This is a genomic window from Stenotrophomonas sp. 82F1 (genome assembly GCF_056861525.1).
This window is the reverse complement of the sequence record NZ_JBSPUD010000003.1, coordinates 136,867-162,029: the sequence shown is the minus strand read 5'-3', so window position 1 is coordinate 162,029 and position 25,163 is coordinate 136,867. Positions and strand designations below refer to the sequence as shown.

General features: G+C 67.2%; 24 protein-coding genes and 1 tRNA gene. 12 read left to right on the top strand and 13 right to left on the bottom strand.

Annotated features, from left to right (window positions below; translation table 11 throughout):
* Positions 1 to 36: 36 nt before the first annotated feature.
* Positions 37 to 552, top strand: a complete 516-nt coding sequence (locus AC13GI_RS05130; RefSeq protein ID WP_482995704.1) for a hypothetical protein — start codon at positions 37 to 39, stop codon at positions 550 to 552.
* A gap of 41 nt (positions 553 to 593) precedes the next feature.
* Here AC13GI_RS05130 and AC13GI_RS05125 read toward each other — a convergent pair whose 3' ends face one another.
* From AC13GI_RS05125 to hutI, 6 genes are all read right to left on the bottom strand, one after another.
* Complete coding sequence (locus AC13GI_RS05125; protein ID WP_482995703.1) at positions 594 to 2,702, bottom strand: TonB-dependent receptor family protein; 2,109 nt, start codon at positions 2,700 to 2,702, stop codon at positions 594 to 596.
* A 190-nt stretch (positions 2,703 to 2,892) separates the two neighbouring features.
* On the bottom strand, positions 2,893 to 4,329 hold the full coding sequence (locus AC13GI_RS05120; protein WP_482995702.1) for a serine hydrolase domain-containing protein: 1,437 nt from the start codon (positions 4,327 to 4,329) through the stop codon (positions 2,893 to 2,895).
* A gap of 188 nt (positions 4,330 to 4,517) precedes the next feature.
* Positions 4,518 to 6,185, bottom strand: a complete 1,668-nt coding sequence (hutU, locus tag AC13GI_RS05115; RefSeq protein ID WP_312704257.1) for a urocanate hydratase — start codon at positions 6,183 to 6,185, stop codon at positions 4,518 to 4,520.
* Positions 6,182 to 7,036, bottom strand: a complete 855-nt coding sequence (hutG, locus tag AC13GI_RS05110; RefSeq protein ID WP_482995701.1) for an N-formylglutamate deformylase — start codon at positions 7,034 to 7,036, stop codon at positions 6,182 to 6,184. Before hutG ends, hutU begins: the two co-directional genes overlap by 4 nt.
* Positions 7,033 to 8,574, bottom strand: a complete 1,542-nt coding sequence (gene hutH, locus AC13GI_RS05105) for a histidine ammonia-lyase (RefSeq protein ID WP_482995700.1) — start codon at positions 8,572 to 8,574, stop codon at positions 7,033 to 7,035. Before hutH ends, hutG begins: the two co-directional genes overlap by 4 nt.
* Positions 8,571 to 9,794, bottom strand: coding sequence for an imidazolonepropionase (gene hutI, locus AC13GI_RS05100; RefSeq protein WP_482995699.1), 1,224 nt, complete (start codon positions 9,792 to 9,794; stop codon positions 8,571 to 8,573). The genes hutH and hutI overlap by 4 nt, the downstream gene beginning before the upstream one ends.
* Positions 9,795 to 9,861: 67 nt before the next feature.
* Here hutI and AC13GI_RS05095 point away from each other — a divergent pair, with 67 nt between their 5' ends.
* The 4 genes from AC13GI_RS05095 to AC13GI_RS05080 all read left to right on the top strand — a co-directional run bounded on the left by AC13GI_RS05095 (position 9,862) and on the right by AC13GI_RS05080 (position 12,660).
* On the top strand, positions 9,862 to 11,232 hold the full coding sequence (locus AC13GI_RS05095; protein ID WP_482995698.1) for a formimidoylglutamate deiminase: 1,371 nt from the start codon (positions 9,862 to 9,864) through the stop codon (positions 11,230 to 11,232).
* A 28-nt stretch (positions 11,233 to 11,260) separates the two neighbouring features.
* Positions 11,261 to 11,989, top strand: coding sequence for a histidine utilization repressor (gene hutC, locus AC13GI_RS05090; protein WP_059064582.1), 729 nt, complete (start codon positions 11,261 to 11,263; stop codon positions 11,987 to 11,989).
* An 86-nt stretch (positions 11,990 to 12,075) separates the two neighbouring features.
* Positions 12,076 to 12,258, top strand: coding sequence for a type II toxin-antitoxin system HicA family toxin (locus AC13GI_RS05085; RefSeq protein ID WP_089236063.1), 183 nt, complete (start codon positions 12,076 to 12,078; stop codon positions 12,256 to 12,258).
* A gap of 9 nt (positions 12,259 to 12,267) precedes the next feature.
* Entirely contained in the window at positions 12,268 to 12,660 is a 393-nt protein-coding gene (locus AC13GI_RS05080) for a type II toxin-antitoxin system HicB family antitoxin (RefSeq protein ID WP_482995697.1), read from the top strand.
* Positions 12,661 to 12,706: 46 nt separating this feature from the next.
* Here the strand turns inward: AC13GI_RS05080 and AC13GI_RS05075 are convergent, their stop codons facing one another.
* From AC13GI_RS05075 to AC13GI_RS05065, 3 genes are all read right to left on the bottom strand, one after another.
* Entirely contained in the window at positions 12,707 to 13,729 is a 1,023-nt protein-coding gene (locus AC13GI_RS05075; RefSeq protein WP_482995696.1) for a restriction endonuclease, read from the bottom strand.
* Between the two features lie 237 nt (positions 13,730 to 13,966).
* Complete coding sequence (locus tag AC13GI_RS05070) at positions 13,967 to 14,458, bottom strand: phasin family protein (RefSeq protein WP_482995695.1); 492 nt, start codon at positions 14,456 to 14,458, stop codon at positions 13,967 to 13,969.
* 81 nt (positions 14,459 to 14,539) lie between these two features.
* Entirely contained in the window at positions 14,540 to 14,815 is a 276-nt protein-coding gene (locus tag AC13GI_RS05065) for a polyhydroxyalkanoic acid system family protein (RefSeq protein WP_025876985.1), read from the bottom strand.
* A gap of 124 nt (positions 14,816 to 14,939) precedes the next feature.
* Here AC13GI_RS05065 and AC13GI_RS05060 point away from each other — a divergent pair, with 124 nt between their 5' ends.
* From AC13GI_RS05060 to aroA, 4 genes are all read left to right on the top strand, one after another.
* A complete protein-coding gene (locus AC13GI_RS05060; protein ID WP_482995694.1) occupies positions 14,940 to 15,749 on the top strand; it encodes an FHA domain-containing protein in 810 nt (269 codons plus the stop codon).
* A 253-nt stretch (positions 15,750 to 16,002) separates the two neighbouring features.
* Entirely contained in the window at positions 16,003 to 17,088 is a 1,086-nt protein-coding gene (gene serC, locus AC13GI_RS05055) for a 3-phosphoserine/phosphohydroxythreonine transaminase (RefSeq protein ID WP_380651603.1), read from the top strand.
* A 51-nt stretch (positions 17,089 to 17,139) separates the two neighbouring features.
* The gene (gene pheA / locus AC13GI_RS05050; protein WP_025878757.1) at positions 17,140 to 18,330 is read left to right on the top strand and encodes a prephenate dehydratase; all 1,191 of its coding nucleotides are present in this window, start codon (positions 17,140 to 17,142) and stop codon (positions 18,328 to 18,330) included.
* Positions 18,331 to 18,404: 74 nt separating this feature from the next.
* Positions 18,405 to 19,712, top strand: coding sequence for a 3-phosphoshikimate 1-carboxyvinyltransferase (gene aroA, locus AC13GI_RS05045; protein ID WP_380651599.1), 1,308 nt, complete (start codon positions 18,405 to 18,407; stop codon positions 19,710 to 19,712).
* Between the two features lie 132 nt (positions 19,713 to 19,844).
* On the opposite strand, the gene AC13GI_RS05040 is transcribed toward aroA, so the two are convergent.
* Both AC13GI_RS05040 and AC13GI_RS05035 read right to left on the bottom strand, forming a co-directional pair.
* Complete coding sequence (locus tag AC13GI_RS05040) at positions 19,845 to 20,411, bottom strand: energy transducer TonB (RefSeq protein ID WP_482995693.1); 567 nt, start codon at positions 20,409 to 20,411, stop codon at positions 19,845 to 19,847.
* A gap of 118 nt (positions 20,412 to 20,529) precedes the next feature.
* Positions 20,530 to 21,174 (bottom strand): energy transducer TonB, encoded by a 645-nt coding sequence (locus tag AC13GI_RS05035; protein WP_025878754.1) that lies wholly within the window; start codon positions 21,172 to 21,174, stop codon positions 20,530 to 20,532.
* Between the two features lie 113 nt (positions 21,175 to 21,287).
* Between AC13GI_RS05035 and serS the strand changes: the two genes are divergently transcribed.
* Positions 21,288 to 22,568, top strand: coding sequence for a serine--tRNA ligase (gene serS / locus AC13GI_RS05030; RefSeq protein WP_099820715.1), 1,281 nt, complete (start codon positions 21,288 to 21,290; stop codon positions 22,566 to 22,568).
* A gap of 201 nt (positions 22,569 to 22,769) precedes the next feature.
* On the opposite strand, the gene AC13GI_RS05025 is transcribed toward serS, so the two are convergent.
* Both AC13GI_RS05025 and AC13GI_RS05020 read right to left on the bottom strand, forming a co-directional pair.
* Positions 22,770 to 23,120: an SH3 domain-containing protein gene (locus AC13GI_RS05025; protein WP_099820714.1), complete on the bottom strand. Its 351-nt coding sequence runs from the start codon at positions 23,118 to 23,120 to the stop codon at positions 22,770 to 22,772.
* 135 nt (positions 23,121 to 23,255) lie between these two features.
* The gene (locus tag AC13GI_RS05020; protein ID WP_099820713.1) at positions 23,256 to 23,843 is read right to left on the bottom strand and encodes an FMN-dependent NADH-azoreductase; all 588 of its coding nucleotides are present in this window, start codon (positions 23,841 to 23,843) and stop codon (positions 23,256 to 23,258) included.
* 122 nt (positions 23,844 to 23,965) lie between these two features.
* On the opposite strand from AC13GI_RS05020, the gene AC13GI_RS05015 reads away from it, so the two are divergent.
* Together AC13GI_RS05015 and AC13GI_RS05010 are read left to right on the top strand one after the other, a co-directional pair.
* On the top strand, positions 23,966 to 24,958 hold the full coding sequence (locus AC13GI_RS05015; RefSeq protein ID WP_025878750.1) for a LysR family transcriptional regulator: 993 nt from the start codon (positions 23,966 to 23,968) through the stop codon (positions 24,956 to 24,958).
* 85 nt (positions 24,959 to 25,043) lie between these two features.
* A tRNA-Ser gene (locus AC13GI_RS05010) sits at positions 25,044 to 25,133 on the top strand.
* Positions 25,134 to 25,163: the final 30 nt, after the last annotated feature.

Here is a 25,163-nt window from a genome sequence, read left to right as displayed (position 1 = left end):
CGACGTTGAATTTCAATCACACCCAAGGAGAAGCGCATGGATGTCGCTGCACGCAGTAACAGGAAGTTCGTTCGTTGGTTGATGGTGGCGATGCTCGCCCTGTTGATGCCGTTCGCGGTGCTGGCCCAGTCCGCGCCCGCAGCGGCCCCGCCCACAACGGAGGCGGCCGCAGAAGAAGCCCAATGCCGCGCCTGCACCTATGAACGCATCGGGCACAAGGTCGACATCGGCCTGGTGGCCTTGGTGTCACTGCTGGTGGTTGGCCTGCTGGTGGCCATTTCCCGCGAGTGGGGGACGACCTCGCAGCGCTGGACCTGCCGCACGATGGCGCTGCTGCTGGTGGGACTGGGGGTGGCTCTGCTGTGGTGGGCAGGCAGCATCATCTACCTCGGCTACAACCCCTGGCAGGAGGAGGCCGCTCCGCTGGATGCAGCGTTGACGTCGACGCTGCTCAGTACGTCGCCGAAGTGGCTGGCGGGGCTGTTGATGATGGGCTTCGCGCCCACGGTCTGGCGGCGCAGTGAGCGCCTGCCGTCCTGGCGCATTGCGTGATCCAGGGGGCGCCGGGCCATGTCCGGCGCTCCCGTTACGAATCAATCGAAGCGCCAGCGCACGCCCGCGTACACGCCGCGGCCTTCGCCGGGCGTGGAGCGCGCCACGTCCTTGCCGGCATCGTTGTAACCGGGGGTGACGGTGGCGGCGTAATGGCGGTCACCGATGTTGCGCATTTCCGCCCACAGCTGCCAGCGGCCGCCCGGTGCGTCGTAACCGATGCGGCTGCCGAAGATGAGGTGGCTGCCGGCCCAGTAGCTGTTGGCATAGTCCACTGCGATGCGCGAGGAATACTCGGTGTTCAGTGCTGCATACAGGCCCGAAGCGTGGTCGAAGCGCAGTTCGGCCTGGTACGCATGGCGCGGCAGACCCGGCAGGCGGTTGCTGCCGAAACGTGTGTCATGCCGATAGCGGAAGTCGCTGAAGGTATAGGCCTGGCGCAGGGACAAACGGCCCGGTGCGGCCTGCCACAGGGTGCTGTCCAGACCGGCCTCGATGCCACGGTGTACGGTGGGGCTGGCGTTGTTCTCGGCGATGAACAGGTTCGGCACCGGCTGCAGTTCCACGCTCAGCAGTTCATGGTTCACGTGCGCGTAGTAGCCGGTCAGTTCCCAGCGGCCCAGCGCGTTGTCGCCGCGTGCACCGAGTTCCAGCGTCGTGGCAGTCTGGTTCTGCATTGGTACCGGCGCGCGCTGGCGGCCGCTGGACGGGCCATTGCCCGCACCGAAGTACTGGTTCGAGCCCCAGATCATCGACCACGGATGAGGCGCTTCCACCGAACGGCTCAGGTTGCCGAACCACTGTGTCTGCGGCGTCTGCTGCCAGGTGAAGCCCAGCCGCGGCGCGTAATCCCAATCGTGCTCGCGCAGGCGGCCACCAGTGCTCGGCCAGGTGACCTGCACATCGCGGCGGGTGTTGATCAGTGCAAACCCGGTCTGTACGCGCAGACGGTCATTCACGGCCAGGTTGTTGCCGATGTGCAGCGTGCTGTCGGTGCCGTGGTGGCGGAAGTCGCGCGTGCGGGTGCCGGCGGCATAACCGTTGTTGGCAAAGCGCAGCGACTCGCGCACATCGGCATCCAGGTCGTGGGTAACGCGTAGGCCGATGGTGGTCTCGCTGTCCAGGCCGAACAGCGTATGCCGGCGGCGGTAGTCCAGCGTCGCGTTGAGGTTGGCGTAGTCCAGCTGCTGGCGGTACAGGCTTTCGTTCAAGTCCATCGGATACTTGTGATAGACCAGCCCAGCCTGCAGCGACGAATCCTCGTCGATCTGCAGCGTGGTGACATTGCCCACCCAGGTGCTGCCCGGCTGCGGGCGGCGCGCATCGATGGCCAGGTTGGCCGGGTTCGCCGCGCGCGGATCGTTGCGGATCTGCTCACGGGTCAGGCGCCCAGGTGTTTCGTGGTTGGTTTCGCGGTAGCGCACGAAGAAGCGGGTCTGCAGGTCGGGGGTGATCTGCCAGCCGATGTTGCCCATCGCCCCCTTGCCATCGCCGGACGCGTGGCGCTGGTAGCCGTCGAATTCGGTATCGGTGTAGGCCAGGAAGTAATCGACGTCGCCGCTGACGCCGCCCCAGCTGAGGCCGCGCTTCTGGTAGCCACGGCTGCCGGCTTCGTAGTGCAGCTGCACGCCGGCCGAATCACGGCCACTGCGACTGACGTAGTCGATGGCACCGCCGAGCGCCAGCGCGCCGCGCTCGAAACCGTTGGCCCCGCGCAGCACTTCCACGCGTGAAAGCCACAGCGGTTCCAGCAGCTCGTAGGGCGTGCCGCCAGGGCCGGTCAACGGCAGCCCGTCGATCGACACGGCGATGCCCGAGGCATGCGCGCCCGGGCCACGGTTGATGCCGGAGCCGCGGATCGACACCTTGGTACCTTCGTTGCCCGGTGATTGCGCGCTGATGCCCGGCTGGTAGGCCAGCACGTCGGCGCTGCTGGACAAGCGGCTGTCCGCCTTGGCCACGTCGATCACGTTGCTGGCGCCCGGTACGCGCCTCAGTGCTTCGCGCGCTTGGGCGCTGGCATCGGCGGCAGTGACCTGCACCGCATCCAGTGTGGTGGCCTGTGGCGCGGCCTGGGCGGTAGTGGCGGGGCCGAGGGTTACGGCCAGGAACAACAGCGACGGGGTGGGGCGGTACGGCGAGAGCGGCATGCGGGAATGCTGTAAACCACGAAAGTGGCGCGCAAGTTAACAGTTCGGCGGTGCCGCGTCACCCTCCACCTGCGTATGGCCGCCCGCAGTGTCCCTGTAGAGCCGAGCCCACGCTCGGCTATCGCGCGCAGTGCGGGGTTTCTCCAATCGCAACGAAAAGCTGCCGAGCATGGGCTCGGCTCTAAAGGCTTTACGGCGAAGGCTTCGCCAGCGCCTTCGACTTCGCATACAGCCGATCAGCGGTTTCTTTCTCCCCCAGCGCGGCATGGCACTCGGCCAGGCTGTCCCATGCGTTGGCCGACCCCGGATACAGCTCGGTGTTGAGCGTGAACACCTTCAATGCCTTGCGTGCCCCGAGGCTCTCGCGGATAGCGTAACCATCGGCATTGATCGCACGCTCCCGTTCGCCCGTGGGAACCCCATCGCTGTCGCGCAGCCAGCTACGCATCGCCTGTGTCGCATCGGCGCTTTCATCCAGCGCATAGCCGATCAGCCGCTCGGAAAGCACTGCATGCGGAAACTCCTGCGGCGCGGCCACCGCCATCGTGCTTTCCACCAGCGTGCTCGACCAGACATTGCGGGCGCTGCCGTTGGTCAGGTACACGAACACCCAGTAGCCACTGGCCAGCGTGCCCTTGTAGGCCAGCCGCGCCCGCACGCGGGTGCCGCCATCGTGGCCGACCTGGGTATAGCCGTCGCTGCGGGTGGTGTCCCAGCCGGTGGAGAAGAAGTTGCTGCCGCCATCGGTCAATTTTTGTGGCTGCCACAGCGTTTCGAGTGTTGCCGTACGCACCAGCCTGCCGGTCGCCAGCGCCTGCAGGAAGCGGTTCATGTCAGCCATGGTGGTCTGCAGGTCGGCATGGCCCCAGCCGTAGCTCGGCCACGGATCTTCGTTGGCCGGCTGCAGTTGCCCTTCCTTGCCGATGAAAGGCACCGCTGCGCGCTGCGCCGGCACGCTGGCCGCGCCCCACGAGGTGCTGGGCATCTTCAGCGGTTGCAGGATGCGCTCGCGGGCGATGGCCGGGAAGGGCTTGCGGTAATACGCTTCCAGCAACGCGGTGAGCACCAGGTAGTTGGCCTGCGTGTACTGCACGCGGCTGCCGGTGGTGAACTGCATCGGCGCCGAGCCAGCGACCTTCAGTGCGGCGGCAAGGTCCGGCGCTACGCCGGTGTAACCCTTGCTTATCCAGCGGTTGTCCACGCGGTCGTAGTACTCGCCGATGCCCGAACTGTGGTTGAGAAAGTCGCGCACATGGATCGTCTCCCATGCGGGCGGCAGGTCCGGCACATAACGACTGGCGGGGACATCCAGATCCACCTTGCCTTGGTCCACCAACTGCATCACCAGGGTGCTGGTCAGCAGCTTGGCCATCGACTGCGCGGCGAAGATGGTATCGACGGTGGCAGGTGCGTGGGTAGCGGGATCACGTTCGCCGCTGGCGCCTTGGTAGAGCACCTGGCCGTTGTGGGCGATCAGCACGGCTTGGCCGGCGATGCCGTAGCGCTCGCGGTTGACCTGCAGTTGTGCGTCGAGCTGCGCGGTGAGGTCGCTTGGAACGTCACGCGCTGAAGCGGGCAGGGCGATGGCCAGGGCACAGAGCAATACGGCAGCAAGCGTGCGGTACATCGCGGTGTTCCGTCAGCGGCGATGGCGCATCTTGGTCACGGTGGGAGAGCGGGTCAAGCAGGTAGAGCCGAGCCGATGCTCGGCTGACTTTGGGCCAAGCGTCGTGCACTCGGAAAAAATAGAGCCGAGCATGGGCTCGGCTCTACAGGTAGTTCCGGTAGCGCCGGGCCGTGCCCGGCGACGCTCGATCAGCCCAGAATCCCCGGCAGATCCAGCCCCTTCTCCTTCGCGCATTCAATCGCGATCTCATACCCTGCATCGGCATGGCGCATCACGCCGGTCGCCGGGTCGTTCCACAGCACGCGTGCAATGCGCTTGGCTGCCGCTTCAGTGCCATCGCAGACGATCACCATGCCGGCATGCTGCGAGAAGCCCATGCCGACGCCACCACCATGGTGCAGCGACACCCACGTCGCACCGCTGGCGGTGTTGAGCAGGGCGTTCAGCAGCGGCCAGTCGGAGACCGCATCGGAACCGTCGGCCATCGCTTCGGTTTCGCGGTTCGGCGAGGCCACGCTGCCGCTGTCCAGATGGTCACGGCCGATCACCACCGGTGCTTTCAGTTCACCGTTGGCGACCATCTCGTTGAAGGCCAGTCCCAGGCGATCGCGGTCGCCCAGACCGACCCAGCAGATGCGCGCCGGCAGGCCCTGGAACTTGATCTTCTCGGCGGCCATGTCCAGCCAGCGGTGCAGGTGCGGGTTGTCCGGAATCAGCTCCTTCACCTTGGCGTCGGTCTTGGCGATGTCTTCCGGGTCGCCACTCAGTGCGGCCCAGCGGAACGGGCCGATGCCACGGCAGAACAGCGGGCGGATGTAGGCCGGCACGAAGCCCGGGAAATCGAATGCGTCCTCGACACCTTCTTCCAGCGCCATCTGCCGCAGGTTGTTGCCGTAATCCACGGTCGGCACGCCCAGTGAGTGGAAGCCGAGCATGGCGCGGATGTGGTTGGCCATCGACGCACGCGCGGCCTTCTCCACTTCCTTCGGCGCGGTTACGCGCTTGGCATCCCATTCTTCCACCGTCCAGCCCTGCGGCAGGTAGCCGTTGACCGGGTCGTGTGCGGAGGTCTGGTCGGTCAGCAGGTCCGGCTTCACGCCGCGGATCAGCAGTTCGTCCAGCACGTCGGCAACATTGCCGAGCAGGCCGACCGACAGCGGCTTCTTGGCGGTGCACGATTCTTCGATCAGGCGCAGGGCCTCATCCAGGTTGTCGGTCCAGGTATCCAGGTAGCCGGTGCGCAGGCGCATCTCGATGCTGCTCTTGCGGCACTCCACCGCCAAGCATGAAGCGCCGGCCATCACGGCGGCCAGCGGCTGCGCGCCGCCCATGCCACCCAGTCCGCCGGTGAACAGCCACTTGCCGGCCAGGCTGCCGTTGTAGTGCTGGCGGCCCATTTCCACGAAGGTTTCGTAGGTGCCCTGCACGATGCCCTGCGCGCCGATGTAGATCCAGCTGCCGGCGGTCATCTGGCCGTACATCGCCAGGCCCTTCTTGTCCAGCTCGTTGAAGTGGTCCCAGTTGGCCCAGCGCGGCACCAGGTTGGAATTGGCGATCAGCACGCGCGGTGCATCGGCATGGGTGCGGAACACGCCCACCGGCTTGCCCGACTGCACCAGCAGGGTCTGGTCGTCGTCCAGGCGCTTTAGCGTTTCGACGATGGCGTCGAAGCTCTCCCAGTCGCGTGCGGCACGGCCGATGCCGCCGTATACCACCAGTTCCTGCGGCCGCTCGGCCACGTCCGGGTGCAGGTTGTTCATCAGCATGCGCAGCGGCGCTTCGGTCAGCCAGCTCTTGGCGTTCAGCGTGGTGCCGGTCGGCGCGGCGATGGTGCGGGACGGGTCGTTGCGGGTCATGCGGCGCTCCGGTTCGTAGCGAATTCAAGGCAGGCATTGAGCACCTGCGCCAGGGTGTGGCGCAGCGGTGCGGCGTGGTCGGGGTCGAGCGGGGTGGGCCAGCTGTGCTCGTCCACCTGGTCGGGCAGGGGCTCGTGCATGTAGCCGCGGCAAGCCAGTTCCATCTGCAGGCTGTGCACGCCACCGGCAATGCTGCTGTAGTGGCGGGTGATCCAGCCGCCCTTGAAGCGGCCGTTGCGCACGTGGCTCATGCCGCTGATCTTCAGCAGGTTGTCGACTACATCGCTCAGCGCGTTGTCGCAGGAGGTATCCGGTGCGCCGGACGGCCCGGCAGTGCCGAGGTTGAACTGCGGCAGCTCGCCATCGAACAGGTGCGGGATGTGCGAGCGGATCGAATGCGCGTCGTACACCACCACGGTGCCGTGGCGTGCACGCAGGCGTGCAATCTGCTTGGCCAGCGCGTCGTGGTACGGCGCGAAATAGGTGTCGCGGCGCCGGGCGATTTCTGCGTCGTCCGGCTCGCGACCCGCGTGGTAAAGCGGCTGGTTGTCGAAGGTGGTCAGCGGGCACAGGCCGGTGGTGTTCTGGCCCGGGTACAGCGACACGCCGCTGGGATCGCGGTTGAGATCGATCACCGAGCGCGAGATCGCCGAGCGCACGGTGGTCGCGCCCATGCCACGTGCGAAGTCGTACAGCTCATGCACCCACCAGTCGGCATCGCGACGCGCCAGCCACGGCGAATGGAAGTTGCCGATCAGGTCATGCGGCAGTTCGCTGCCGGTGTGCGGGAAGCTGACGATCAGCGGGGCATCACCCTCGTGCACGGTCAGCCAATCGGGATGGACGCTCATGCCTGCGGCTCCACCGTGGGCAGCAGCTCTACCAGACCCTTGGCCAGTGCACCGCTGCGAACCAGATCGGTCGCGATCACCATGTCCGGGTGGAAGTAGCGATCTTCTTCCAGCGTCGGCACCTGTGCACGCAGGGTGGCACGCACGTTCTCCAGTGCAGTGCTGGAGCGCAGCGGCGCATGGAAGTCGCAGCCCTGCGCGGCGGCCAGCAGCTCGATGCCGATCACGTTGGCCGCGTTCTCGGCCATCTGCATCAGCCGGCGTGCGCCGTGCGCGGCCATCGACACATGGTCTTCCTGGTTGGCCGACGTCGGGATCGAATCAACGCTGGCCGGGTAGGCGCGCTGCTTGTTCTCCGAGACCAGCGCAGCGGCGGTCACCTGCGGAATCATGAAGCCGGAATTCAACCCCGGTCGCGGGGTCAGGAACGCCGGCAGGCCGGACAGCGCCGGGTCGACCAGCATCGCCAGGCGGCGTTCGCTGATCGAGCCGATCTCGCACACCGCCATCGCCAGCATATCGGCGGCAAAGGCCACCGGCTCGGCATGGAAGTTGCCGCCGGACAGCGCCTCACCGGTATCGGTGAACACCAGCGGGTTGTCGGACACGCCGTTGGCTTCGATTTCCAGCGTGGTCGCGGCCTGGCGCAGGATGTCCAGTGCCGCACCCATCACCTGCGGCTGGCAGCGCAGGCAGTACGGATCCTGCACGCGCACGTCGTTGTCGCGGTGCGATTCGCGGATGCCCGAATCCTGCATCAACCTGCGCAGGGTGGCGGCGGTGGCGATCTGCCCACGTTGGCCACGCAGCGCGTGGATGCGCGGATCGAACGGCGTGTCCGAGCCCTTGGCCGCTTCCACCGACAGCGCGCCGGTGACCAGTGCGGCCTGGAACACGGTTTCGATCTCGAACAGGCCAGCCAGTGCGTACGCGGTGGAGAACTGGGTGCCGTTGAGCAGGGCCAGGCCTTCCTTCGCGCCCAGTTCCACCGGCTGCAGGCCAGCACGTGCCAGTGCGTCCACGGCGGGCAGGCGCTCATCGCCAACGAAGGCCTCGCCGACGCCGATCATTACGCTGGCCAGGTGCGAGAGCGGCGCCAGGTCGCCCGAAGCACCAACCGAGCCCTGCGCCGGCACTACCGGCAGCACGCCCTTCACCAGCATGGCTTCCAGCAGCAGCAGCGTTTCCTCGCGCACGCCGGAAGCACCCTGGGCCAGGCTGACCAGCTTCAACGCCATCATCAGCCGCACCACATTCGCCGGCATCGGCTCGCCCACGCCCGCGGCATGCGAAAGCACGATGTTCCGCTGCAGGGTGGCCAGGTCCTCGCGTTCGATGCGCACGCTGGCCAGCTTGCCGAAACCGGTGTTGATGCCATACACCGGTGCGCCCTTGGCGACGATGGCAGCCACCGTCGCAGCGCTGGCGCGCACCGCCGGCAACGCGGCCGGGTCAAGCGACAGCGGCGCACCGCGATACGCCTGCCGCCACTGGGCGAGGGTGACATGGCCGGGGCGAAGAACCAGGGTGTTGCTCATGTGTTGCTCCAGGAGGCAGGCAGGTCGGGCTGTCCGCGCACCACGCGCGCGTGCAGCGGGTTGAATCCAATGCGATAGACCAGGTCGGCGGGCGCGTCGATGTCCCAGATCGCCAGGTCGCAGTCCATGCCGACGGCCAGGCGGCCGATGCGCTCGCCATGGCCCAGCGCGCGCGCCGCTTCACGGGTGAAGCCGGCGATGCATTCGTCCACGGTCAGGCGGAACAGGGTGGCGCCCATGTTCATCGCCAGCAGCGGGCTGGTCAGCGGCGAGGTGCCCGGGTTGCTGTCGGTGGCCAGCGCCAAAGGTACGCCGGCCGCGCGCAGCGCAGCGATCGGCGGCAGGGTGGTATCGCGGGTGAAATAGAACGCGCCGGGCAGCAGCACGGCGACGGTACCGGCGGCCGCCATCGCGGCAATGCCGGCGTCGTCCAGGTGTTCGATATGGTCGGCCGACAGCGCACCGAAACCGGCCGCCAGTTCGGCGCCACGCTGGTTGCTCAGCTGTTCGGCATGGATCTTGATCGCCAGCCCGTGCGCGCGCGCGGTTTCGAAGACCTGGCGTGCCTGTGCCGGCGAGAACGCGATGTTCTCGCAGAAGATGTCCACGGCTTCGGCCAGGCCTTCGGCAGCGATGGCGGGGATCATCACCTCGCACACCTCGTCGGTGTATTCCTGTGCCTCGCGGCCCGGCGGCACCGCGTGCGCACCGAGGAAGGTCGGCACCACGTTCACCCGGCACTCCTCGCCCAATGCGCGGGCCACCTGCAGCTGCTTGCGCTCGTCCTGCAGGGTCAAGCCGTAGCCGGACTTGATCTCGATGGTGGTCACGCCTTCGGCACGCATCGCCAACAGGCGCGGGCGGCTCTCGTGTGCCAACTGCTCTGGCGAGGCTGCGCGGGTGGCGCGCACGGTGGAAACAATGCCGCCACCGGCACGGGCGATCTCGGCATAGCTCACACCCTGCAGGCGCTGCTCGAATTCGTTGGCACGGTTGCCGGCGTAGACCAGGTGGGTGTGGCAGTCGATCAGGCCCGGCGACATCCAGCGGCCTTCGCCGTCGATGCGGGTGGTCGGCTGCAGGTGGGCATCGCTGCCGGCGGGGCCGACGTGCACGATGCGGCCATCGGTGGCGGCCAGTACTGCATCGCGCAGGACTCCCAGTCCCTCGCCATCGAGGGTCATCAGGTGGACGTTGGACCAGAGGGTATCGACGTGCATGGCATCCACAACGCGGCTGTGCTTATATGTCTATACAATATAGGCGTCCAATTCGGGTTGTCCAGCCATGTCCGATTCGCGTTTCCCGCACTCCTTCCATGCCGCCCACGCCCTGCTGGCCGACGGCTGGGCCGCCGATGTCCGCCTGCAGGTGCAGGAAGGGCGCATCGCGGCGGTCACGCGCGGGCAGGCAGCGCAGGACGGTGACACCCGCGTGGGCATCCTGGTGCCGGGCCTGCCGAACCTGCACAGCCACGCCTTCCAGCGCGGCATGGCTGGGCTCACCGAGATCGGCGGCGGCGACGGCGACAGCTTCTGGAGCTGGCGCGAACTGATGTACCGCTTCCTGGCCCATCTGCGCCCGGACGCGGTGCAGGCCATCGCCGCCCAGGCCTACATGGAAATGCTGGAAAGCGGCTTCACCCGCGTCGGCGAATTCCACTACCTGCACCACGATGCCGACGGCCGCGCCTATGCCAACCGCGCCGAGATGAGTGCGCGGATCGCGGCGGCGGCCGATCAGACCGGCATCGGCCTGACCCTGCTGCCGGTGTTCTATGCGCATGCCGATTTCGGTGGGGCAGCGCCGAATCCGGCGCAGCGCCGCCTGATTCACGATGTGGACGGTTTCGCGCAGCTGCTGGACGCCGCCAAGCCGGCACTTGCCGCGCTGCCGGATGCAGTGCTCGGCATTGCCCCGCACAGCCTGCGCGCGGTCACCGGCGACGAGCTGAGCGCGCTGCTGCCGCTGACCGATGGCCCGGTACACATCCATATCGCCGAGCAGGTGCGCGAGGTCGAGGCCTGCCTGGCATGGAGTGGCATGCGCCCGGTGCAGTGGCTGTACAACCATGCGCCGGTGGATGCACGTTGGTGCCTGGTGCACGCCACCCACATCACCGACGACGAGCGTGCGCAGATGGTTGCCAGCAACGCCGTGGCCGGCCTGTGTCCTATCACCGAAGCCAACCTGGGCGACGGCCTGTTCCCGATGCAGGCCTTCGCGCGCGAGGGCGGGCGCTTCGGCGTCGGCTCCGATTCCAACGTGCTGATCGATGCCGCAGAGGAGCTGCGCCTGCTGGAATACGGCCAGCGCCTGACCCTGCGGGGTCGCAATGTGTTGGCCGCGGATGCCGGTCGCAGCACCGGGCGCTTCCTGTTTGAAGGGGCGCTGCAGGGCGGTGCACAGGCGCTGGGCGTGGCTGCCGGCCTGCAGGTGGGTGCCAGCGCAGACATGGTTGAACTGGATGCCGCGCACCCCGCGTTGCAGGCGCGACACGGTGACGCATGGCTTGACAGCTGGGTGTTCGCCGCACGTAATGGCGCGCTGCGATCGGTCTGGCGCCATGGCCGCCAGTGCGTGGCCGACGGCCGCCACCTGCAGCGCGAGGCCATCACCAGCGCCTTCGCCGCTGCCCTGCGTGGCGTGCTGGGCTGATCGCCTCCCACCATCGAGACCCCACTACGTGAAGGCCAGCAAGTCCGCCACGCTCAACCAGCGCATCCGCAGCGACCTGGAAAGCCGCATCCTCAGCGGGGAGTGGGCGCCGGGCTTCCGTATTCCGTACGAGCACGAGCTGATGGAGCAGTACGGTTGCTCGCGGATGACGGTGAACAAGGTGCTGACCGCGCTGGCCGAGAGCGGCATGATCGAGCGCCGTCGCCGGGCGGGTTCGTTCGTGGCCCGGCAGCCACCGCACCTGGAGCAGGTGGCGCTGGAGATCCCGGACATCGCGATGGAGGTCGGCTCGCGCGGGCATCAGTACGGCTACCGCCTGCTGCAGCGCGAACTGCGCCTGGCCGAGGCAGCCAATGCTGGTGAGGTGGAACTGGCCGGCAGTGAGCAGTTGCTGGCGATGCGCTGCCTGCACCTGGCCGATGGCCGGCCGCTGGCGCTGGAGCATCGTCTGATCAGCCCGGTCGGCGTGCCCGAGGTGCTGGAGGTGGACTTCAGTACCACCGCGCCGGGCAGCTGGCTGCTGCAGAACGTGTCGTGGACGCGCGCCCAGCACCGCATCAGCGCCTGGGGCGCCGACGCGCCCACCGCCAAGCTGCTGGACGTGAAGCCCGGCACCGCCTGCCTGGTGATCGAGCGCCTGACCTGGCGCGGCGAACAGCCGATCACCCGCGTGCGTCAGATGTTCCTGGGGGATGCTTGGGATCTGGTTGCCCGCTTCGCGCCAGGGGCGCGATAGGGGCAGACTCACCGTTCTCCGCGGTGGTGCAGGCGCTGTCGTCTTGCGCTCTGTCGTCGCGTGTGTACGATGTGTATGGTTCCTGCATGAAGAGCGGGGACCTTATCCGGGAGCTGGAAGCGGCGGGCTGGTCCTGTCGCCGGATCCGCGGATCCCATCATGTGTTCGTGCATCCGCACCGGCCTCACATCATCACCGTTCCGCATCCCAAAAAGGATCTGGGAAAAGGGTTGGTACAGGCATTGCGGAAGCTTGCGGGACTGACGTAGGAAGCCCTCATGCGATATCCAGTCTTGATCGAGGCCGGCGATGAACGTACCGCGTGGAGCGTGATCGTTCCGGATCTGCCCGGCTGCTTCTCGGCTGCCGACACGCTCGACGCTGCGTTGACGTCTGCTGAGGAGGCGGCACTGGGATGGATCGATGCCGCGCTGGATGCAGGCCGCCCGATTCCGCGCCCTTCGTCGGCGCAGAAGGTGGTTGCCGAGGCCGATGAAGCAACCGCGTGGATCCTCGCTTACATCTGCATCGATCCTTCCTTGCTGGATGACACCATCGAGCGGGTCAATATCAGCCTGCCGCGCCGCATCCTTGCGCGCCTGGATGCGCAGGCCAAGGCGGCCGGCGAGTCGCGCTCAAGTTACATCGCGCACCTGGCGGCACAGGACTGACGACGCGGTGGCCGAGCTTGGGCCCGGCCCCATACCCCTCCGCCCATCAATACGTCGCGCACTGCCGCCAGCGCACCGGCTCATCCACGCCGGGGCGGGCGTTGAGCTGCACGCGCACGTTGCGCAGGGCGGGGTAGCGCAGCACTTCCTGGCACACGCGCGGCCACACCGTTTCCAGTTCACCGGTGCGGTTGATCGCCAGCGTCTGCCGGGTCAGCCAGACGCCGCTGGCGATGCCGGATTGCCCCGCCAGGGCGCGGGCCAGTTCGGCCTGGTAGCGGTCCAGCGTGGCAGCGTCGGGGTTGGGATTGCTGCGCGCGTCGTCGGCGTTCTGCGGTGCCGGCGCGGCTGCTGCAGTCGACTGGGCAGGCGCATCCGCAACCTTGTCCGGCGCGGCGGGCGTCGGCAACGGCTGTGCAGCCGGGGCCGCCACGGGCGCGACGGCGGGTGCCGGAGTCGGGTCTGTTTGTTCGGTGCGCAGGCCCTGCAGGCCAAGCCCGACCAGCAGGCCCAGGGTCACCGAAGCCAGCGCAGCGATGGCGATGCGGCGCAGCGCTTCATGGCGGGCGATCGCGCGCACGCGGGTGTCAACATCGGCCGGCAGGTAGGGCTGTAGCAGCGGCCACAGGCGCGGCCCATCGATCACTTCCACCGCCTGCTTCTCAGCAGCGCCCAGGCCATCGCGCTCAACCCGGCCTTCGGTGATCAGCATGCCGCCCTTGGCGCCCGCCAGTCGCGCGGCAGCGCCCAGTTCGTTCACCGCAGCGGTGCCGATGCGATAGGCCAGGCCGTGCTTGCAGGACACCCGCCAGGTGTTCGGGCCGTCGCTGAGCAGGAAATCGCTGCTCGGCTCGCGGCTTTCCTCGCTCGGGTCCTGCAGTTCACGCAGGCCGCGCTGCTCGCGCAGCATGCGCTTGATCAGGGTAGAAAACTCGCGCCAGTGCATGCCAGCCAGGGCCTGCAGGCCCAGTTGCATTTCGGTACGTCGGCGCTTGAACCACCAGAGATAGACGGTGGCCAGGGTGCAGGTAAGCAGGGCCGACAGCAGGGCCAGAATCCAGGGAAGCATGCAGGGCGACGACGGAAGGGGCGAAAACGGAAGCCCACAGTGTAAAGGGCCGACCGGTTGATTGCGTCAGGGTGACCCCGACAGCAAGCGTGATGCAGCCCGCAGATCCGCACGCGCCAGACACGAAAAACCCGCCAATCCTGAAGCCGTGAGGGGAGGGAACAAACGGCAGCCGAAGCGATTGGCGGGTTCTACGCGATTGTCAACGAAAATTTATTGCGTTGCAACAAAGGCGGTTCAGGGCGTGCTGCCCGGTGACTGGTGGCTGCCCGGCGAGGGTGCATCGACGTCGGCGGAGGCGCGGTGTTCCAGCTTGGCCAGGCGCGCGGTCAGCGCGTCGATGCGTGCTTCCAGCGCGGTCACCTGATCGGCGGTCGGCACGTGCAGACGCTTGAGCACGCCCTGCACCTGCTCATCGAATGCCTTGTTGACCTTGTCCCAGGTTCCAGAGGCCTTCTCGCGTGCTTCGTCCAGCGAGTGCTCGACGTTGTCGCGCCAGCCCGGTTCCTGCTCGCCGCTACGCTCACGGCGGCGGGCTTCCCAGGCTTCGCCTTCCTTCACCAGGCCATCGAAGAAACGGCCCCCTTCTGCCTGCGCGCGTCCCAAGGCACCGAGTCCGGCCAGCCAGACCTGCTGTGCCGAATCGCTCAGCTTGCGCGAAAAGCGCTCTGCCTGGTCGCCGAAGCCGGCATCGTCGTCGCGGCGGTCGTCATTCTCGTAACGGTTCATCGCATTCCCCGGGGGAGTTGGGCCTACCCCCGAGAGTAGCGCGCGCCGACGTTGCTGGGCCGTGATGGCCGCAGCGCAGGTTCAGCCCAGCTTTTCCTTCAACACACGCTGGATCTCGCTTTCCACCATGCCCTTCATCGCCGACAGCAGGAAGCCCAGCTTGGCCGTCACCCGCACCGCGCCCGGCTGCAGTTCGATCGCACCGTCCACGCCGCTGCCGGAGAAGTTCAACACGTCGGCGGCCCACGACGACTTCAGGCCGAAGCGTTCGCCCAGCTTGGCGGCAACCTGTTCGATCGCCTCGCGCGCCTGGGTGTCGGGCAGGGTATGGGCGTGGCGGACATCGATGGTGGACATGCAGGCTCCTGGCGCAGGGCGGGGATCAGTGAGAGGGCGAGCATTGTGCGCATCGACAGCGCCCACGCCAAGCGCTCATCGCAGGTTCTTCTTCGTGGGCGGCCAACCTGCTAGTCTGCGCCGCGTGCAGAACCTGCTAGTTCACTTCAGTCAACAACAACAGCCCGACCAGTCGCTACGGCCCGGGGTGCAGCGCATCGTGCGCCAGGCAAACGGCAGCGTGCGCCTCGGTGATGCCGGCAACGGCGCGCTGCTGCTCGCGCAGTTCTGCATGGATGATCGCGGCCTCTGGCTGCAGGTCGGCAACGGTATCCGCGGCATCCATGTGAACGGCCGCCCAGTACGGCGCATGGCCCTGCTGCGCGCCGGCGACGCGGTATACGTGGACGGCGTGGAAATGGTCCTGCAGGGCGAGGTCGACACCCTGCTGCAGGCACCGGCGCCGGCCGCCAGCATTGAAGGCAACGGTGACGAGCAGCGTCTGCTGCGCGGTGTCGGTGGCCTGCATCACGGCCGCAGCTACCCGCTGTCGCGCACGCGGGTGATCGGTCGTGGCAGCGATGTCGACATCGAGATCGATGAGCCTGCCTTCGCCGAACAGCACGCGCGGGTGGAAGTGCACGGCGAGCGGGTATTGCTGCGTGACCTGGGCAGTGCCGATGGCACCCGGGTCAACGGCGTAGCCGTGCGCCACTGCTGGCTGCAGGCTGGCGACCAGGTGGTGTTCGATGGCCAGCACCGGTTCGTGCTGGAAGTGCCGCACGACCCGCGCCGGCGCCCGCCGCTGGCCGATGACGAAGGCAGCGACGAAGCCGAACAGGCGCCCGTGGTGCCTGCGGCCCCGCGTCGGGTGCGCCGCTGGCCGTGGCTGCTGGGCAGTGCGTTGCTGCTGGCGGCGGTGCTCAGCCTGCTGCTCTGGTTCGGCGCGCGCTGAACCGCATCCGCCGGGCATGGCCCGGCGCTACCGGCCTTCGCTCTGGTAGATGCCAACCTTGGTTGGCACGTTCCCTCCGCACCCATGACGCCTGCCGGCGTACGCCAACCAAGGTTGGCGGCTACCAAGACCATGCACGGCCCCGCACCGCGCGCGGCCAATGGATACGGATGCAACCAAATTTCCCTTGCGCCACAAGGCCGCAAGGCTGGTGCAGTGCGGCATACTAGGGGTCTTGCCCCACAGGTGTGCCATGACGCGCGCGTTCAACTTCAGTGCCGGCCCTGCAACGTTGCCGGAATCGGTCCTGCGCCAGGCGCAGGCGGAAATGCTGGACTGGCACGGTAGCGGTGCCTCCATCGTGGAAATGAGCCATCGCGGACCGGAATTCATGTCCGTGGCGGCCGAGGCCGAGGCCGACCTGCGTCGCCTGCTCGACATCCCCGAGGACTATGCGGTGCTGTTCCTGCCCGGTGGCGCCACCACCCAGCAGGCCTTGATCCCGCTCAACTTCGCCAGCCCCGGCCAGCGTGCCGACTACGTGGTCACCGGCCACTGGGGCAAGACCGCAGTCAAACAGGCCAGCCCCTACGTGGACGTCAACATCGCCGCCAGCAGCGAGGCCGAAGGCTATCGCCAGCTGCCCGAGCGCGCCGGCTGGCAGCTGTCGCCCGATGCTGCCTACGTGCACATCACCGCCAACGAGACCATCCACGGCGTCGAGTTCCGTGATGTGCCCGAGACCGGCAACGTGCCGCTGGTGGCCGATTTCAGCTCGTCCATCGCCAGCGAGCCGCTGGATGTACGCCGCTACGGCGTCATCTATGCCGGTGCGCAGAAGAACCTTGGCCCCGTCGGCATCGCGGTGATGATCATCCGACGCGACCTGCTGGAGCGCAGTGGCCAGCCGCGTGCGGACATCTTCGATTACCGCTCGCACGTCGCCCGCGATTCCATGCTCAACACGCCGCCCACCTGGAACTGGTATCTGGCCGGCCTGGTGTTCAAGTGGATGCTCGCCGAAGGCGGCGTGGTCGAGTTCGCCAAGCGCAACGCCGCCAAGGCCGCGCTGGTGTACGGCGCCATCGATGCCTCCGGCGGCTTCTATCGCAACGAGGTCGCGCATTCGGCGCGCTCGCGGATGAACATCCCGTTCTTTCTGCCCAACACCGACCTCGATGCCCGCTTCGTCGCCGAAGCCAAGGCCGCCGGCCTGCTGGCGCTGAAGGGCCACAAAGTGGTCGGTGGCATCCGTGCGTCGCTCTACAACGCCATGCCGCTGGCCGGGGCCGAGGCGCTGGTCGCCTTCATGGCCGATTTCCAGCAGCGTCACGGCTGAGCAATGAACGGCGCGCATCGTCGGGTGCGCGCCCCGCAACAAGGAATTCCGATGGCAAGCAAACCCAGCAAGAAGGCGTCGAAGAAGGCCGAACCGGCCAAGGACAGCGCCACCTCCAAGCCCAAGGGCAAGTCGAAGGCAACCGCGGTGCCGACGCTGGCGCCACTGGCACTGGCCGATGTGCGTTCGAAGATCGACCAGATCGATCGTGACATCCAGAGCCTGATCGCCGAGCGCGCACAGTTCGCGCACCAGGTCGGCAAGGCCAAGGGCAAGCTCGCCGCCGCCGTCGATTACTACCGCCCCGAGCGCGAAGCGCAGGTGCTGCGCATGGTGGTGGACCGCAACGAAGGCCCGCTCAGCGATGAACTGCTGGTGCATGTCTACCGCGAAATCATGTCGGCCTGCCTGGCCCAGCAGGAGCCGTTGAAGATCGGCTACCTCGGCCCGGAAGGCACCTTCAGCCAGCAGGCCGTACTCAAGCACTTCGGCCGCTCGGCGCTGGGCCTGCCGATGGCCAGCATCGAAGAAGTGTTCCAGGAAGTGGAAGCGGGCAACGCCGATTTCGGCGTGGTGCCGGTGGAAAACTCGGGGCAGGGCACCATCCAGATCACCCTGGACATGTTCCTCACCTCCAACCTGAAGATCTGCGGCGAAGTGGAACTGCGCGTGCAGCAGTACCTGATGTCGCGCAGTGGCCGCATCGAAGACATCGAACGCGTCTACGGCCATCCGCAGTCGTTCATGCAGACCTCGGCATGGATGCGCGCCAACCTGCCCAAGGCCGAGAAGATCCCGGTGGCCAGCAACGCCGAAGGCGCGCGCCGTGCGCGCAATGCCGACGACGCTGCAGCCATCGGCGGCGAGAGCGCCGGCCACGTGTACGGCCTGAAGAAGGTCGTCACCAAGCCGATCCAGAACGATGCCGACAACACCACCCGTTTCCTGGTGGTGGGCCGCAACATCTTCCCGACCTCCGGCCACGACCGTACTTCGGTACTGGTGTTCATCCATGACAAGCCTGGCGCGCTGTTCGATGTGCTCAGCCCGTTCGCGCGCCATGGCATCAGCATGAACCGCATCGAGTCGCGTCCCTCGCACCACGGCAAGTGGGAATACGGCTTCTTCATCGATCTGGCTGGCCATATCGACGACGCGCCGATGCAGGCCGCATTGGCCGAACTGGAAGCGCACTCGGCGCAGATCAAGGTGCTTGGCTCCTATCCGGTGGCCGTGCCCTGATCCCTGCTGCGGCGGCTACGGCCGCCGCCCCTGATGCACCGCCGGCGACCCGGCGTTTACGGAACCATTCAACGATGAGCAACGCGCAGCACTGGATCGCCCGCAAGGGCCAGCCCCTGCAGGGCAGCCTGACCATTCCCGGCGACAAGTCGGTCTCGCACCGCTCGGTGATGTTCGCCGCGCTGGCCGATGGCACCTCGCATATCGAAGGCTTCCTGGAAGGCGAAGACACCCGCGCTACCGCGCGCATCTTCAGCCAGCTGGGCGTGCGCATCGAAACCCCCAGCGCGTCGCAGCGCATCGTGCATGGCGTCGGCATCGACGGCCTGCAGGCACCCAGCGCACCGCTGGACTGCGGCAACGCCGGCACCGGCATGCGTCTGCTCGCCGGCCTGCTGGCCGGTCAGGCATTCGACAGCACGCTGGTCGGCGACGAATCGCTGTCCGGCCGTCCGATGCGCCGCGTCACCGGTCCGCTGTCGCAGATGGGTGCGAAGATCGACACCGAGGCAGACGGCACGCCACCGCTGCACGTGCATGGCGGGCAGACACTGCACGGCATCGACTTTGCCTCGCCGGTGGCGAGTGCGCAGATCAAGTCCGCCGTGCTGCTGGCCGGCCTGTACGCGCATGGCGAGACCAGCGTGACAGAACCGCACCCGACCCGCGACTACACCGAGCGCATGTTGTCCGCGTTCGGCGTGGACATCGCGTTCTCGCCGGGCAAGGCGCGCCTGCGTGGCGGCCAGCGCCTGCGCGCGACCGACATCGTGGTGCCGGCCGACTTCTCCTCGGCCGCGTTCTTCCTGGTCGCGGCCAGCATCATTCCCGGTTCCGAGCTGCGCCTGAAGCAGGTCGGCCTCAATCCGCGCCGTACCGGCCTGCTGCACGCGCTGCGCCTGATGGGCGCGGACATCACCGAAGAGAACCCGGCAGAGCAGGGCGGCGAGCCGGTGGCCGATCTGGTGGTGCGCTACGCGCCGCTGAAGGGCGCGCGCATTCCGGAGGAACTGGTGCCGGACATGATCGACGAATTCCCGGCCCTGTTCGTGGCCGCCGCCGCCGCTGAAGGGCAGACCGTGGTGACCGGCGCTGCCGAACTGCGGGTGAAGGAATCCGATCGTCTGGCGGCCATGGCGACCGGCCTGCGCGCGCTGGGCATGCAGGTGGACGAAACCGAAGATGGCGCCACCCTGCACGGCGGCGTAGCGCTTGGCAGTGGCACCATTGAAAGCCACGGCGATCATCGGATCGCCATGGCCTTCGCCATTGCCGGCCAGATCAGCCATGGCGAAGTGCGCATCAACGACATCGCCAACGTCGCGACGTCCTTCCCGGACTTCGACGGCCTGGCCCGCAGCGCCGGCTTCAATCTGGCCTGATCGGCACCGCATCCGCCGGGCGTGGCCTGGCGGATCACATGGCCGGGTAGGTGCCAACCTTGGTTGGCACGCCTCTGCGCACAAAAAAACGGAGGCCGAAGCCTCCGTTTTCATTTCAGATGCTACCGACGATCAACGCTCGGTACGGAAATCCACCGGTACACGCACCACGCTGGCCACGGCACGGCCCTGCTGCACCGCCGGCTCGAACTTCCAGCCCTGCACGGTATTCAGCACGGCGCGGTCCAGGTCGCGGCTGCGTTCGCCGCTGCGCGACACGATCGCCGCATTGGTCACGTTGCCGCGGGTATCCACGTTCAAGCTGGCAACTACGCTGCCCTGCACGCCACTACGCAGCGCGGCGGCCGGATAGCTGGGCATGCTGTTGCTGGCCAGCGGACGCGCCTCACGGTTGCGTACGGCCGGAGCCGCCTTGCGCTCGCTCTGCGCGGGCGCGGCGTGGCGCGTCGCGGGGGCAGGCGTGGTGGCAACCGGCGTTTCGGTGGCCGGCAGCATGCGCTCGCTTACCGGCGCTGGCGCAACCTCGTCATGATTGGCGAAGCGCAGCCAGACCAGCGCGGCGGCGAACATCGCCACGATCAGGGCCAGCCACAACCAAGGAGAGGCCGAGCGGGGCGCAAGCGCGCCATCCTGCTGCAGTTGCGGGGAATGAAGGTTTTCGTGGGTGGTGGCAGTCATCGCAAACTCCTCGCGTCAGTAACGACGCCCAGAGTGTTGCCCGAGGGGGCGTCGCACCGTGTCAGCATTGCGTCAACGCGACCTGCAAGGTTCAGCTTTTCTGCGGGGAAGCGTTCAGTTACTGCGGCTTGAAATCGAACGGCACTTCAATGCTGCCGGGCACCGGCTGGCCATTGCTCACTGCCGGGCTGAAGCGCCAGCGACGCACCGCGTCCGTTGCCGCACGGTCCAGTTCGCGCGAACCGCTGCGCTGGATCACCGTCACGTTGTTCGGGTATCCGGTGGCGTCCACCTCCACGCGCACCACCACGCTGCCCGCTTCACCGCGTCGCAGGGCGGCGGCCGGGTAGGCCGGCGGCGGCGACTGGCCGGCAATCGGCATCGGCTGCGCATTGGCGGTTGCCGGCGCCGCAGTGCCCGGCGCGGCCGGGGCTGGCTCAACCGTGGCCGGCGGCGGGGGCGGGGCGGTTTCCACCAGCTTCGGCGCATCTTCTTCGTCCGGCACCGGGGCCGGCTTGGCGTCGGGCATGTCGCTGGAACCTGCGGCCGCAGCCAGCGGCTCGGGCAGCGGTTCCACCTGCGCGGTTTCCTGCGGTGTCTGTGCGGCCGGGTCGGCGCGGAAGAACTCCTTGTCGCGACCGGTCAGCCAGACCAGCACGAACAGCAGGATGCCCACGCCGAAGGCAATGCCGGCGATCTTCAGGGCGTTGCGCGGGATATGCACGGTGAACGACTTGGCAGGCGACGGACGGGGAGCAGACATGGACCAGACCAGTACGGAATGCCTCGATTCTGCCACGGCCGGAATGAACCGGGCGGCAGAATTCCGTATAACAGGCGATAATCCCGTTCCTGTTACCCACCACGACGCCTGCCATGCTTGATCCAGCCCTGCTCCGCCACCAGCCCGCCGACCTCGCCGAACGCCTGCGCACCAGCCGCGGCTTCGAGCTCGACGTGTCTGCCCTGGAGTCACTGGAGGCGGATCGCAAGCGCATCCAGGTGCGTACCCAGGAGCTGCAGAGCCTGCGCAACAGCCGCTCCAAGGCCATCGGCCAAGCCAAGGCCAAGGGCGAGGACGTTTCGGCCATCATGGCCGAGGTGGCTGCCTTCGCCGATGAGCTGAAGGCCTCGGAAGTGGCCCTGGACGAGCTGCGCGAGAAGATCGACACGATCTCGATGGGCATCCCGAACATCCCCGCCGATGACGTGCCGGCCGGCGCCGACGAGAGCGAGAACGTCGAGCAGTCGCGCTGGGGCACCCCGCGCCAGTTCGATTTCAAGGTGCTCGACCACGTCGAACTGGGCGCGCGCAACAAGTGGCTGGACGGCGAGACCGCGGCCAAGCTGTCCGGCTCGCGCTTCACCGTGCTGCGTGGCCCGATCGCGCGCCTGCACCGTGCCCTGGCCCAGTTCATGCTCGACCTGCACAGCGGCGAGCACGCGTACCAGGAAACCAACGTGCCGGTGATCGTCAACGCCGACAGCCTGTACGGCACCGGCCAGCTGCCCAAGTTCGAAGAGGACATGTTCATCACCCAGCTGGGTGAGCAGAAGCGTTACCTGATCTCGACCTCGGAAATCTCGCTGACCAACATCGCCCGCGACGAGATCCTCGACGCCGAGCGCCTGCCGCTGCGCATGACCGCCCACTCGCTGTGCTTCCGTTCCGAAGCCGGCAGCGGTGGTCGTGACGTGCGCGGCATGATCCGCCAGCACCAGTTCGAGAAGGTCGAGCTGGTCTCGATCTGCCGGCCGGAAGACAGCGACGCCGAGCACCAGCGCATGACCCGCTGTGCCGAAGTGGTGCTGGAAAAGCTGGGCCTGCCGTACCGCAAGGTCCTGTTGTGCACCGGCGACATGGGCTTCTCGGCCATCAAGACCTACGACCTGGAAGTCTGGCTTCCGTCGCAGGAGACCTACCGCGAGATCTCCTCGTGCTCGAACTGTGGCGACTTCCAGGCCCGCCGCATGCAGGCCCGCTGGCGCAACCCGGCCACCGGCAAGCCGGAGCTGGCACATACGCTGAATGGCTCGGGTGTGGCCGTGGGCCGCGCGATGATCGCGGTGATGGAGAACTATCAGAACGCCGACGGCAGCATCACCGTGCCGGAAGCGCTGCGCCCGTACATGGGCGGTATCGACACCATCGGTTGATCAACCGGTAGCGCCGGGCCATGCCCGGCGGCGTTCTGATGGGGGCCGGCCATGTCGGCACCTCATCCACGCATGGCGTGGATCTACTGAGGCGGTGCGACATCCACGCATGGCGTGGATCAACTGGGCGGTGCTGCATCCATGCGCTGGGGGCCCGAGGCTTTGCAGTAGATCCACGCCATGCGTGGATAGCGCAATCCATCAACCCACTACGCGCAGCTTCTCCAGCGGCACCCAGCCCGCCTCCCCACTCTCCGGCACACACCACGCCCACCCATTGAGCGTGCGCACACCCCGCAACGGTTGCCCCGGGTCCACATCCAGCTCCCGCGCGCAGTAGTCCTCCGTGGCAAACGCGCCGCCCTGCGCATCACGACCGATCACCGGCGCCGGAACGAACCCGGGCTGCTGCCCCTCGGCCTCGCACAGAAACCAGTCTTCCCAGCCCTCGGGCCCTTCATAACGCTCACCCACCACCAGCGCCTGCCCACGGTGCAGGGTGATGGGGTGCGGAAACTCGCTGCGATGCGCAGCCGTCACGATGTAGTTCATCGCGCCATGGTGGCAAAAAAAGACGGCCCCGCAAGAGCAGGGCCGCCAGGGTAGGGTGGGCCGGGATGGGGGAGGGAATCCCGGCCCGCGTTCAGCGCCCAGACGAGGGAGAGAGGCGCCGAACGCTGGAACGCATTACGCCGCCGCCACTTCCGCCGCCTCGTGCGACGGCAGCGATGCCAGCGCACCGGCAATCGCGTCTTCGCGGTGCTGCGGCGAATAGGCAATGCCCTCGGCACGCACGAACTCGATGTCGTTGATGCCCCAGAAGGCGAACGTCTGGCGCAGGAAGGGCTCCTGGAAGTCGGCCGGCGAATCGGTGTAGATGCCGCCACGGCTGCTGACCACGATCACCCGCTTGCCACCGGCCAGGCCCACCGGGCCGTTCTCGGTGTACTTGAAGGTGCGCCCGGCCACCGCCACGCGGTCGATCCAGGCTTTCAGGGTGGAGGGCACGCTGAAGTTGTACATCGGCGCGCCGATCACCACGATGTCGGCAGCCAGGAACTGCTCGAGCACCTGTTCAGCATCGGCGGCCTCGGCCGGATCGGTCTTGGCCAGCGAACCGCTGCGCAGATGCGGTACCGGATTGGCGTCAAGATCGCGATAATCAACCTGCAGGCCGTCGATCTGTTGCTTGAACTGGGCCACCACGGCGGCGGTCAGGTGGCGGGAGACGGAGTTGTCGCCAAGCACGCTGGCGTCGATGTGCAGAAGCTTCATGGCAGTACCTATGTTCGGGAGAGGTGGCGGGCTTGCCGCCGACGGAGAGAACAATAGGTTGTTGCAAGGGCGGGATAAAGGTGGTTGAATGCCACGTATTGTTCTACTAATGGAACTCGGGTATGCATGACCTGAATGATCTGTACTACTTCGCGATGGTGGTTGACCACGGCGGTTTCGCCGCCGCTGAGCGCGCACTGGGCATCCCCAAGTCGCGCCTTAGCCGCCGCATCAGCCAGCTGGAAACCGACCTGGGCGTGCGCCTGCTGCAGCGCTCCACGCGCCGCTTTGCCGTCACCGACGTCGGTACCAGCGTGCACCGCCACGCCCAGACCATGCTGGCCGAGGCGCAGGCCGCGCGCGAGGTGGTGGACCGCCTCAGCGCCGAGCCACGCGGTCTGGTGCGCGCCAGCGTGCCGGTATCGCTGGCGCAGATGCAGCTGCCCAAGCTGCTGCCCAAGTTCCTCGAGCAGTACCCGAAGGTGCGGCTGCAGCTGAACATCAGCAACCGCCGCGTGGACATCATCAACGAAGGCTACGACGTGGCCCTGCGCGTGCGTTCGCGCCTGGATGACGACGGCAGCCTGGTGATGCGCAGCTTCGGCCAGGTGCAGGAACTGCTGGTGGCCAGCCCGAAGTACCTCGACCGCGCCGGTCGGCCGAAGGACCCGGAAGAACTGGCAAACCACGTCACCCTCAGCATCAGTGAGGACGAGGCGCGCCAGCGCTGGGAACTGCACGGACCGGAAGGCGCGGTGCGCCGGGTGGACCTGCAGCCGCGCGTGGCCGGTTTCGACTTCCCGCTGCTGCAGAGCATGGTGAAGGACGGTTTCGGCATCACCATGCTGCCGGAAACCGTCTGCGCTGATGCTGTGCGCAATGGCGAGCTGGAAGTGGTGCTGCCGGACTGGTCGCTGCCGCAGGGCGTGTGCCATGCCGTGTTCGCCTCGCGCCGCGGCCTGCTGCCGGCGGTTCGGGTATTCATCGACTTCCTGGCCGAACATCTGCCACCGCAGCTGGAGGCCTCGCGCCTGGATTGCGGTGGCGCCTGCGAAAAGGCCAAGGAGCGCATCAAGGCCAGTGCGCTGGGTGCGTTGGCGGTGGACGCGGGCTGAGGAACAAGCCCAACGGAACGACGGTCTTGGGCAAATCGCCCGGCCGTGCGAGAATGCGTGCCCGGCCAGCAGGCTGGGCCGATACGGAGAGATGGCCGAGCGGTTTAAGGCACCGGTCTTGAAAACCGGCGAAGGGTTAAACCTTCCGTGGGTTCGAATCCCACTCTCTCCGCCAGTTGTCTTAAAGAGCCCTTGGAAACAGGGG

Excerpts from the sequence above, each read along its gene's own strand:
- AC13GI_RS05040 (WP_482995693.1), bottom strand. The coding sequence starts at position 20,411 with ATGACTGCCACCACCCACGAAAACCTTCATTCCCCGCAACTGCAGCAG.
- AC13GI_RS05120 (WP_482995702.1), bottom strand. The coding sequence starts at position 4,329 with ATGTACCGCACGCTTGCTGCCGTATTGCTCTGTGCCCTGGCCATCGCC.
- pheA (WP_025878757.1), top strand. The coding sequence starts at position 17,140 with ATGGCAAGCAAACCCAGCAAGAAGGCGTCGAAGAAGGCCGAACCGGCC.
- AC13GI_RS05095 (WP_482995698.1), top strand. The coding sequence starts at position 9,862 with ATGTCCGATTCGCGTTTCCCGCACTCCTTCCATGCCGCCCACGCCCTG.
- AC13GI_RS05130 (WP_482995704.1), top strand. The coding sequence starts at position 37 with ATGGATGTCGCTGCACGCAGTAACAGGAAGTTCGTTCGTTGGTTGATG.
- hutG (WP_482995701.1), bottom strand. The coding sequence starts at position 7,036 with ATGAGCGTCCATCCCGATTGGCTGACCGTGCACGAGGGTGATGCCCCG.
- serS (WP_099820715.1), top strand. The coding sequence starts at position 21,288 with ATGCTTGATCCAGCCCTGCTCCGCCACCAGCCCGCCGACCTCGCCGAA.
- AC13GI_RS05125 (WP_482995703.1), bottom strand. The coding sequence starts at position 2,702 with ATGCCGCTCTCGCCGTACCGCCCCACCCCGTCGCTGTTGTTCCTGGCC.
- serC (WP_380651603.1), top strand. The coding sequence starts at position 16,003 with ATGACGCGCGCGTTCAACTTCAGTGCCGGCCCTGCAACGTTGCCGGAA.
- AC13GI_RS05080 (WP_482995697.1), top strand. The coding sequence starts at position 12,268 with ATGCGATATCCAGTCTTGATCGAGGCCGGCGATGAACGTACCGCGTGG.
- AC13GI_RS05065 (WP_025876985.1), bottom strand. The coding sequence starts at position 14,815 with ATGTCCACCATCGATGTCCGCCACGCCCATACCCTGCCCGACACCCAG.
- AC13GI_RS05035 (WP_025878754.1), bottom strand. The coding sequence starts at position 21,174 with ATGTCTGCTCCCCGTCCGTCGCCTGCCAAGTCGTTCACCGTGCATATC.
- AC13GI_RS05025 (WP_099820714.1), bottom strand. The coding sequence starts at position 23,120 with ATGAACTACATCGTGACGGCTGCGCATCGCAGCGAGTTTCCGCACCCC.
- AC13GI_RS05075 (WP_482995696.1), bottom strand. The coding sequence starts at position 13,729 with ATGCTTCCCTGGATTCTGGCCCTGCTGTCGGCCCTGCTTACCTGCACC.
- aroA (WP_380651599.1), top strand. The coding sequence starts at position 18,405 with ATGAGCAACGCGCAGCACTGGATCGCCCGCAAGGGCCAGCCCCTGCAG.
- hutI (WP_482995699.1), bottom strand. The coding sequence starts at position 9,794 with ATGCACGTCGATACCCTCTGGTCCAACGTCCACCTGATGACCCTCGAT.
- AC13GI_RS05020 (WP_099820713.1), bottom strand. The coding sequence starts at position 23,843 with ATGAAGCTTCTGCACATCGACGCCAGCGTGCTTGGCGACAACTCCGTC.
- AC13GI_RS05015 (WP_025878750.1), top strand. The coding sequence starts at position 23,966 with ATGCATGACCTGAATGATCTGTACTACTTCGCGATGGTGGTTGACCAC.
- AC13GI_RS05070 (WP_482995695.1), bottom strand. The coding sequence starts at position 14,458 with ATGAACCGTTACGAGAATGACGACCGCCGCGACGACGATGCCGGCTTC.
- hutU (WP_312704257.1), bottom strand. The coding sequence starts at position 6,185 with ATGACCCGCAACGACCCGTCCCGCACCATCGCCGCGCCGACCGGCACC.
- hutH (WP_482995700.1), bottom strand. The coding sequence starts at position 8,574 with ATGAGCAACACCCTGGTTCTTCGCCCCGGCCATGTCACCCTCGCCCAG.
- AC13GI_RS05085 (WP_089236063.1), top strand. The coding sequence starts at position 12,076 with ATGAAGAGCGGGGACCTTATCCGGGAGCTGGAAGCGGCGGGCTGGTCC.